This window comes from Streptomyces coacervatus (genome assembly GCF_029223485.1).
GTDB classification, from domain to species: domain Bacteria; phylum Actinomycetota; class Actinomycetes; order Streptomycetales; family Streptomycetaceae; genus Streptomyces; species Streptomyces coacervatus.
In genome coordinates this window covers 1-8,907 of record NZ_JARHTP010000048.1, presented here as the reverse complement: position 1 = coordinate 8,907, position 8,907 = coordinate 1, and the positions used below count along the sequence as shown (strand labels likewise).

Annotated in this window: 7 protein-coding genes; 5 read left to right on the top strand and 2 right to left on the bottom strand. The window is 67.9% G+C overall.

Annotation, left to right across the window (positions count from 1 at the left end; genetic code table 11):
* Positions 1-179: 179 nt before the first annotated feature.
* The 5 genes from P2Q00_RS50380 to P2Q00_RS50360 all read left to right on the top strand — a co-directional run bounded on the left by P2Q00_RS50380 (position 180) and on the right by P2Q00_RS50360 (position 6,629).
* Positions 180-512 carry a hypothetical protein gene (locus tag P2Q00_RS50380; protein WP_275781831.1) on the top strand — a complete coding sequence of 111 codons (333 nt, stop codon included), beginning with the start codon at positions 180-182 and terminating at the stop codon, positions 510-512.
* A 401-nt stretch (positions 513-913) separates the two neighbouring features.
* Entirely contained in the window at positions 914-2,851 is a 1,938-nt protein-coding gene (locus P2Q00_RS50375) for a S9 family peptidase (RefSeq protein WP_275781829.1), read from the top strand.
* 171 nt (positions 2,852-3,022) lie between these two features.
* Positions 3,023-4,282, top strand: a complete 1,260-nt coding sequence (locus tag P2Q00_RS50370; protein WP_275781828.1) for a Zn-dependent hydrolase — start codon at positions 3,023-3,025, stop codon at positions 4,280-4,282.
* A gap of 349 nt (positions 4,283-4,631) precedes the next feature.
* The gene (locus P2Q00_RS50365) at positions 4,632-5,135 is read left to right on the top strand and encodes a tetratricopeptide repeat protein (RefSeq protein ID WP_275781827.1); all 504 of its coding nucleotides are present in this window, start codon (positions 4,632-4,634) and stop codon (positions 5,133-5,135) included.
* A gap of 468 nt (positions 5,136-5,603) precedes the next feature.
* Positions 5,604-6,629, top strand: coding sequence for a threonine synthase (locus P2Q00_RS50360; RefSeq protein WP_275781825.1), 1,026 nt, complete (start codon positions 5,604-5,606; stop codon positions 6,627-6,629).
* A 233-nt stretch (positions 6,630-6,862) separates the two neighbouring features.
* Here the strand turns inward: P2Q00_RS50360 and P2Q00_RS50355 are convergent, their stop codons facing one another.
* The gene (locus tag P2Q00_RS50355) at positions 6,863-8,158 is read right to left on the bottom strand and encodes an MFS transporter (protein ID WP_275781823.1); all 1,296 of its coding nucleotides are present in this window, start codon (positions 8,156-8,158) and stop codon (positions 6,863-6,865) included.
* A 174-nt stretch (positions 8,159-8,332) separates the two neighbouring features.
* Positions 8,333-8,746, bottom strand: a complete 414-nt coding sequence (locus tag P2Q00_RS50350; RefSeq protein WP_275781822.1) for a hypothetical protein — start codon at positions 8,744-8,746, stop codon at positions 8,333-8,335.
* Positions 8,747-8,907: the final 161 nt, after the last annotated feature.

Genomic DNA, 8,907 nt, shown 5'->3' with positions numbered 1-8,907 from the left:
GCCGCGCGGGCATCTCCCCCGCCACCGTCGCCGACGTCCGCGACCGCCTCCGCCGAGGCGAAGACCCCCTCCCACCACGCCAACGAGCCGCAACAACCCACCCACCAAAACACCCGGATCAACCGGATCACGAGGATCAGCCGGATGAGAGAACTGCCCGCCCCAAGCCCGTGACGGCCGTGACAGCCGTCACGGCCGTGAGCGGCGAAACCTCGGCCTGTGCCGCAGCTCCGGCGAGATTCTCCGTCGAGTCGCGTGCGCCGTACGACCCCGGCGGAGGCAGGAGCCCCGCCGAACTACGGGCGATCTTCGGTTCCTTGTGCCGTGACCCGTCGCTGCGCCTCAACGAAGCAGGCCGCCAGGTCCTGCGCATGCTGGACGCATGCTCCGCCGTCGTCCGGGACCGCCAACGCATCATCGACACCGTCCCCGCACACTGCAGGGAACCGCTGTCCCAACTCGCCGACGGCTACGCCGAGATCTGGCAGCTGCTCGCCGACGACCTCCGCTGAAGGCAATTGCCTGTTCGACCACCGGTGTTCAAAAAGGCCGCGGTTGACGCCTGAAGCCCCTTCAGGCGAATATTTCATCACCGCCGGAAAACACCGACGGAAACCAAGAAGCAAAAGAGTGGAGTGAGCATCATGGAGAGCACCGTGGAGTTCGACGACATCGAGTTCATCGAGACCTCTGCTGAGCTTCTGGCGACGTCTTACTACGTCAACATCCAGTAATTATGTGGCGCGGCCGGAGGGGTGGTTTCTAATAATCCGCCACCCCTCCGCCGCACAACCACAACAAAGAACTTTGATAAAGGGGTGCGAAGACGCCGGCCGCGTCTTCGCGCCCCTTTATCGTTGTTCAATTTGACCACCTTTGACCGATTTGATGCCGCAGAAATAAATTTCTCGGTATGAAGCCCACGGATATTGATCTCCTTCCTGTCCTCGGACGTCCCACGCTCTCGGGTGACGGCCGGTTCGCGGCCGTCAGCGTCACCCGGTCCGACCTCGCCACCGAGGGATACATCTCCGAACTGTGGCTGGCCGCGACCGACGGCAGCACTCCGGCCCGGCTACTGACCCGCGGGCCGCACGACGGCGCCCCCGCCTTCTCGCCCGACGGCCGCCACCTGGCCTTCCTGCGCCCCGTGCCGGGCGGCCCCGGCCAGCTCCACATCCTGCCCCTGGACGGCGGCGAGGCCCGCCCTGTCACCAGTCACCCCATCGGCGCCGGCCAGCCGGTATGGAGCCCGGACTCCAAATTCCTCGCCTACACGGCACGCGTACCCGAGTCCGGCCGCTACCGCGGCGCACCGCAGAGCGAAGCACCCCGCCGCATCACCAAACTCCGCTACTGGGCAGATGGATTCGGTTTCACCATGGACCGGCCGCGGCACATTTTCGTCACGGATCCGTTCGCCGACGATCTGCTGTCCGCGACCACCCAGGTGACCGAGGGGAATTACGACCACTCGGACGTCTCCTGGAGCCCCGACGGACAGCTGCTGACCTTCACCGCGGCCCGTCATGAAAAGGCCGGCGACGACCTCCGCAACGACCTGTGGGTGTGCGCCCCCGACGGCACCGGACTGCGCTCCCTCACCGACGGCGGACTGATTCTCGGCTGCCCCCGCTTCTCCCCCGACGGCACCGCGGTCTGCTTCGCCGCCGAGCCGCTGGACGAGAACAACAATGCCTTTGCCACGATGAGTTACGGCCTGTGGTCGGTGCCGTCCGACGGTTCGTCTCCTGCGCGGCGGCTCACCGGCGAGGACTATCACCTGAGCTTCGCCAGCCAGATGATCCACCCGGTCGCCGACGGCGTCCTGTTCGCCGCCGACCACCGCGGCGAGGTCCACCTGATCCTGGTGCCCTACGACGGCGGCGCACCGAAGCCCTTGATCACCGGGGCGCGCCAGGTCAACGGATACGCGGCCGTGGACGGCGTGGACGGCCTGACGATCGCGGCCGTCGTCTCCAGCGCCACCAGCGCCGGTGACCTGGTCAGCCTGCGCGCCGGCGCAGAGCACGAACTGACGGGCTTCGGGCGGCGACTGGTCGAGCAGGGAGACCTGCTCCCGATGGAGGAGTTCACGGCCACCACCGACGACGGTTACGAGCTGCAGGGCTGGATCGTCCGCCCGCAGGGCGAGGGCCCGCACCCGGTGCTGCTCCAGATCAAGGGCGGCCCGTACACGCAGTTCGGTTACACCCTCAACGGGCCGGCCGCCTTCGACGAGGCGCAGGTGTACGCGAGCGCCGGCTACGCGGTGGTGCTGGGCAACCCGCGCGGCTGCTCCGGCTACGGCCAGGCGCACGGCATGCATGTCGCCGACGACCTGCCGCGCAAGTCGGCTCCGGATCTGCTGGCCCTGCTGGACAAGGCCCTGGAGTCCCCCGACCTCGACGCCGACCGCGTCGGCGTCATGGGCGGCTCCTTCGGCGGCTACATGTCCGCCTGGCTCGCCGCCCACCACGGCAACCGCTTCCGCGCAGCCATCGGCGAACGCGGCCTCTACGCCGTCGACAGCTACGCCGCCTCCAGCGACGACGGCATCAACGTCGCCATCGCCCTCTACGGCACCGACCCCACCCAATGGGCAGCAAAAAGCCCCCTCACCTACGCCGACAACATCCAACTCCCCATGCTCATCATCCAGTCCGAAGAAGACCGCCACTGCCCCCTCGAACAGGCACAACGACTCTTCGTCGCCCTCAAAACCCGCAACATCCCCGTAGAACTCCTCCTCTTCCCCGGCGAAGGCCACGACATGTCCCGCTCCGGACTGCCCAGCCACCGCATCGCCAGGTTCGACGCAATCCTCGAATGGTGGAGCCGCCACCTCTGATCACAACCGCACGCGGCCCCGGCTCTCTCCCGCGCCTCAATGCCGGGGCCCTCGTGCAGCTGAGCACCAACACATTCATCCCAATTCACGATTCACGATTCACGATTAACGATTCACGCTCAAGCGAATGGATCCGGAGGACTCATGAGTCAGCCAACGGCCCATCGTCGGATGGCCCCGCCGGCCGTCAACGGAGAACGTCTCCTGCGCCGTGTCGAAGAGCTCGGCAACATCGGACGCGATGCGGCAACCGGCGGTATCACCCGCGAGGGCTTCAGCCGTGCGGACCGCGAGGCCCGTGCATACCTCCTCGAAGAGAGCCGGTCCGCCGGCCTCGCACCGTCGGTGGACGCGGCGGGAAACATCACCATCCGCCCCCGCCCGACCGGAACCGAACCCGAACGGCCTGCCGTCCTGATGGGTTCCCACTTGGACACTGTGGTGAACGGCGGACGGCTGGACGGTGCCTACGGGGTGCTGGCAGCGCTCGAAGTGGTACAGGCCTGCGCCGAGTCCGGCATCGACGGCGAGTTCGAGCCGGTGGCCGTGGCCTTTGCCAACGAGGAAGGCGCGCTGTTCCCTCAGCCGTTCTTCGGCTCCTCAGCCCTGGCGGGCCGGCTCGCCGACCTGCCCCTTGAGCCCTGTGATCATGAAGGGCACTCGCTGCGTGGCCCGCTGGCGCTGGCCGGTGGAGACCTCGATGCGCTGGGCAGTGCCGTGTGGCCGGCCGAGTCGCTCGCCGCCTATCTGGAGCTCCATGTCGAGCAGGGGCCGGTGCTGGAACAGGCCGGCAACCGGATCGGCATCGTCGACGGCATCACCGGACGCACCGTCATCACCGCCGAGATCCGCGGAACCGCCGGTCACGCCGGCACCACCCCGATGCCGGGCCGTCGCGACGCACTGGCTGCCGCCTCCCGCGCGGTCCTGGCGGTCGAGCGCATTGCGAGCGCGTCGAAATTGTGCCGGGTCGCCACCGTCGGGCGTCTCGACATTCATCCGAATTCACCCAACACGATTGCCGATACCGTACGGTTCACCGCCGATCTTCGGGATACGTCCGCCCCACGGATGGAGGAGGCCGAAGCGACCCTGCGGCAGGACCTGCAGGACATTGCCCGGCAGACCGGCACTGACATCCAGATCGTCGCCCGTACGTATTCCGGCCCGGTGTCGACCAGCTCGAAACTGCGCGGCCTCATCGAGCAGAGCTGCCTGGAGCTGGAAATTCCGTTCCAGTCGCTGCCCAGCGGCGCGGGCCACGATGCTCAGGTCGTCGCCGACATCACCCCCACCGCCATGATTTTCGTCCCGAGCATCGGAGGCGTCAGTCATGTCCCGCAGGAGGACACCTCCTCTGCCGACCTGGTCCTCGGCGCGGAAGTTCTGCTGCGCACCGCGCTCAAAGCGGCGCACTTTCGCGTGCACTGACCCACGGGCGCCGTCCGGCTCGCGCGACGGCGTGGGCCGGCCGAAAATAAATACCGTGCCTGCACTCCCCGTACCCTCCAGCTCCTGAGCCCGAAAAGAGAAACGCGCATTCCGGCGTTCCGCCGACGCCTTTGCCGAATCACCGAATGCCCTCCTCGCTCCGGCAAACACAAGTGTGATCGTTCGGGTCCACGCAGGGAAGAAAGTACGGGCGGTCAAACCGTCCATGTCCTGTTCATGCCGCACCCCGGACTCCCACCCGGGCTGCCGCGCCGTGTTCAAGTTGGGCGCCGCTGGGTGTGCCCGAACATCCTTGATGGTCGACAGGCATCTCGGCGAAGCTGCTGCGATGACTACGACACCGGAATGGGAACAGCGCTCCGCCGAACTGTGGGCCGCCCTCGACGAGTTCGACGCCGCCGACTTCCGCGCAAAGGTCGCGGCGCTGGCCGGCGAACTCCCCGAAGGACACCCCGTGGGGTACTTCGAGCGTGCGTCGGCGAACGACTCGACCGGCGAGGGCGAGGCGGCCGTACCGCTTTACCGGAAGGCGCTGGAGGCCGGGCTGACCGGCGAGCGCAGGCGGCGGGCCGTGATCCAGATGTCGAGCACCCTGCGCGCACTCGGGGATGCCCAGAAGAGTGTCGAACTGCTCACCGCGGAGCGGGACAACGGCTCCGACCAGCTCGACGATGCGGTCACCGCCTTCCTCGCGCTGGCACTGATCGACGTCGGCCGGGAACGGGAGGCGGCTGCGCTGGCCCTGGGCGCACTCGCCAAGCACCTGCCGCGCTACAACCGTTCTCTCGCGAACTACGCGAAGATTGCAGTCGGCGAGGAGCCGACGACCTGATCGCGCATTCGGGACCACCATCGATCCCGCCCCGGGGCAACTCACCGGGGCGGGATTTTCCGCGTTCAACTGGGGGTGTCCGCAGTTGAACGCGATTTTTTATGCGCACCCCTGTCCGGCTTCGTATTTCACCTCCGTGGAATTCCGCTCGAACAAGGAGCGCCGGACGCGAACCTGATAACGTCGTGACGTATTGGATGGGGAAATTCATCGAGGGCAGCCGGAGAACATCACCGCCCCTCGTGGGGGGCGTCTTCCATTTCTGCTCCCTGTTGTCGCCGCCCCGAAACGACGTGAAGGGACTCTGCCGTGACGACGGTTGCCATTGAAGTTGCCGCGAACGAGCACAGCACGCCTACCAAGTTCGTACTGGCCTGCATACTCTGCGGCGCCGAGTTCGCACCAGAACCGCTGTACCGATGCCGCAATTGCGCAGGTGCCCTCGAGCCCCGGTACGAACTGGGGAACGTGAGCCGCTATCGCCATGCGGACCCGGAGCAGGTCTATTTCGACCTGCTCCCGCTGACCTCGCGGTCCTTCCTCGACAGTGGCGTCACGGTGCAAACGCCTTGCCGTCCCGCACCCCGACTCGGGGAGGCCATCGGTGTCCCCGGTCTGTGGCTCAAGGACGAGTCCCGGCAACCGACCCGCACCACGAAGGACCGACTGGCCTCAGTGGTCACCGCGGTACTCCGCCAGTTCGGCGTGAAGGAATTCGTCGGATCCAGCACGGGAAACAGCTCGACAGCTCTGGCCCGGGCCGTCCGTATGGATCCCACCATGCGAGCGCATTTCTTCTGCGGTGCGGAATTCGTCGCCAATCACGACATCCCCTACAACAGCCGGACCAAGCTCACGGTGGTGCAGGGAAGCTACGTGGACGCTTCCGCAGAGGCCCGCATATTCGCGGCGGCACAGGGCCTCCACTTCGATGCCGGCTTCTTCAACTGGGCACGGCGGGAAGGCCTCAAGCTGGCCTACCTCGAAGCCCTCGACGCCATGGACCGTACCCCGGACGTCGTGGTGCAGGCGGTCAGCAGCGGCATGGGCATGCTGGCCGCCCACAAAGGCATGCGAGAGTACCTGGAAATCGGCGAACTCGACCGGATGCCGAGGTTCCTGATGGCCCAGGAGGAGTCCTGCGCCCCTGCTGCCAAGGGCTGGCGGAACGGCCGCGCGGAGCTTTCCGATGCGGACCGGATCGAGCACCCCACCGGTCTGGCCACCGCCATCCTCCTCGGGGACGGCTCGCCCTACTACCCCTATCTGCACTCCATCGCCGCCGGCACCGGCGGCTCGATCGTCTCCGCAGCGCGTGAGGACCTCATCACCGCCCGGCGCATGCTGCACACCATCGAGGGGATCGACGTGTGCTACGCCTCGGCCGCCGCCATCGCGGCCCTGCGCAACGAGGCATCGGCGGGCAGGATCCGCCCGGACGAAACCGTCCTCGTCAATCTGACCGGGCGCAGCCGGATGACCGCCGACCTCTGACGGGTTCCGGTGGTGCTGGTCCCACTGATGCTGGTCCCGCTGTGCTCCCGCCCCAACTCCGTCCCGGGGGGGGGCGGGAGCACACGGGAGCCGGGGCCGTCCACAGCAGCAAGCGGCAAACGGCGGCCGGCGGATGCGGTTGCTCCGCATCCGCCGGCCGCAGCGGGACACCCCCAAAACCTGGCACAGCTCCTTGACGTCGAACCCGGCACCTGCCGGAGCCGAAGTCTTCGTCACACCGGATGAGGCTCGGCAGCAGGGCGCAACTCGCTGTCGTCGTGCGCGCTGGGCGAGTCCATCCGCCGCCAGACAGGGAAGACGAGCGGGCACAGGGTGACCAGCAGATACAGCCCGCCCGTGACCCAGAAAGCGCCGGTCAGACCCACTGCCTGGGCCAGCAGCCCTGAGCCCAGTGTGCCGATCGGGATGGCCAGCAGCGCACCGGCAGTGGACACGCCCTGGACCCGGCTGCGCAGTTCCTCCGGGACGAGCTCGAAGACGAGCGGGCCGATCAGCGGATTCAGGATGCCGGCAGCGAGACCGGAGAACACCATCAGGACGCCCAGAGGCACCGCTTCAGGGACCACGGCCGCCAACAGGAAACGCGGGGCGCCTGCGACGAAGAAGGCCGCGGCATAGACCGGCCAGCGGCGGAACCGGCCGAAGACAGAGCCGTAGAGCGTGGACCCGGCGATCGCGCCGACACTGGCAATGCCTGTGATGACACCGAGGCTGACGGAGCCGCCCAGGTTGTCCGCGGCGTGCGCCGGAAGCAGCACTGCGCTCCAGCCCTGGTTCAGGGCGTTGGTCACCATCACCATGAGCACGATGGCCAGCAGCAGCCGGGTACGGCGCAGGAAGGCGAAGCCCTCACGGAGCTCCCCGCGGTACGTGCGCAGATCGACCCGTGGTGCGTCCGTGACCGGGGCGGCCGCGGGGAAGCCCCGCAGACCACCCGCGACCAGGACGGCCGAGGCAAGGAAGGTGGCCGCGTCCGCGAAGAGCACCGTGGCCGGGCTGAACACCGCGCTGAGCACACCGGCCAGCGGGGCGCCGAGCAGCCGGGCCAGCTGGCGGGCGCTCTCGAAGTGACTGGCCGCCTTGGCCACAGTGGTGCCCGCCCGCTCCGCGAGATGCGGCATCAGCACGCTGCGGGCCGACTCGCCGGGTGAGCGGCACAAGCCCATCACGGTGACCAGCGTGCACAGCATCCAGAAATGGAGCTGCCCGAAGAGGTGCAGCAGCGGGATCGCCCCCACCGCCGCGGCCGAGACGACATCCGTGGCGACACTGACCCGGCGGCGGCCGAGACGGTCGATGAGCGGGCCGCCGAGGACGGCACTCAGCACCATCGGCAGACCCTGCCAGAACGCCACGATGCCGGTCCTGGCGACGCTGCCGGTCGTGGCGTACACGAAAACGGGAATGGCGATGAGGCTCAGCCAATTACCGGTGACGGATATGACATTGGCCGCGAGTACGGCGATCAGCGGCCGCCGTTCCCTGAGCTCTCCGGCCCTTACGGGCATGTCTGTCTCCCTGGACGTCAGTTGGTTTCCTGCGGCAGTCCGCGAGGAGGTGTGCGGAGGTTGGGGCGTGCGTGGTGTCCGCCGGTCCGCTGTGACTCGGCCCTCTTTGACTCGGCCCCTTGGACTTGGCCCCTTTGACTTCGCCCTCTGCGACTCAGTCCGCGCAGAACGTCTTCATGCGCCGAGGGACGACGGCTGCACCATCGCCGGGTCCCCGATTCCCGTCCGGCGGAGGTCGTCGGCGAGCAGCTGCCAGATCTCGGCGTAGCCGTCGGCGAGTTGGGACAGCGGCTCCCTGCAGTGCGCGGGGACGGTGTCGATGATGCGTTGGCGGTCCCGGACGACGGCGGAGCATGCGTCCAGCATGCGCAGGACCTGGCGGCCCGCTTCATTGAGGCGCAGCGACGGGTCACGGCGCAGGGAGTCGAAGATGGCGAGCAACTCGACCGGGCTTCTGGCTCCTCTTTGCCGAGGCCTGCGGATCTGCTGCCCTGTCTGCGGGCGCATCAGGGACACCACCCCGGCCGACGGGAGCGCCTCGGCGGTCGTACGGTGCAACGGCTTCAGGGGCCCATCGGCGACTCTCACCACAACTGCGCCTTCTGGGCGGTCCGCAGACCCGTCCGGTTGATCCGGGTGTTTTGGTGGGTGGGTTGTTGCGGCTCGTTGGCGTGGTGGGAGGGGGTCTTCGCCTCGGCGGAGGCGGTCGCGGACGTCGGCGACGGTGGCGGGGGAGATGCCCGCGCGGC